This window comes from Pseudarthrobacter sp. C1, assembly GCF_034720455.1.
Taxonomy (GTDB): domain Bacteria; phylum Actinomycetota; class Actinomycetes; order Actinomycetales; family Micrococcaceae; genus Arthrobacter.
Window position 1 is genome coordinate 1 of the sequence record NZ_JAYESK010000038.1, and the last position, 312, is coordinate 312.

The window sequence follows — 312 nt, forward strand, 5'->3', positions numbered from 1 at the left end:
CGAAGACCTCGGGCCTGGAGTCGCAGATCGCTTCGATGTGTTCGGGTTTGCCGGAGAAGTCCGGGATCAGCAGCTCCACCCCGGTGCCGGGGTTCAGTTCGTGGATCTTCCGGACCGTTTCGGCGTACAGCCACACGCCCTCGTCCTCGAGGTCGTCACGGGCCACCCCGGTGACGGTGGCGTAGCGCAGCTGCATGGCCTGGACGGAGCGGGCCACCTTGGTGGGTTCGAACCTGTCCACCGGGGAGGGCTTGCCGGTATCGATCTGGCAGAAGTCACACCGCCGGGTGCACTCGGACCCGCCGATCAGGA

1 protein-coding gene is annotated in these 312 nt (G+C 66.7%); it reads right to left on the bottom strand.

Going from position 1 to position 312, the window contains the following annotated elements; translation table 11 throughout:
• The coding region (locus U7114_RS19360; RefSeq protein WP_323058277.1) for a radical SAM protein at nucleotides 1–312 on the bottom strand (312 nt) is incomplete at both ends.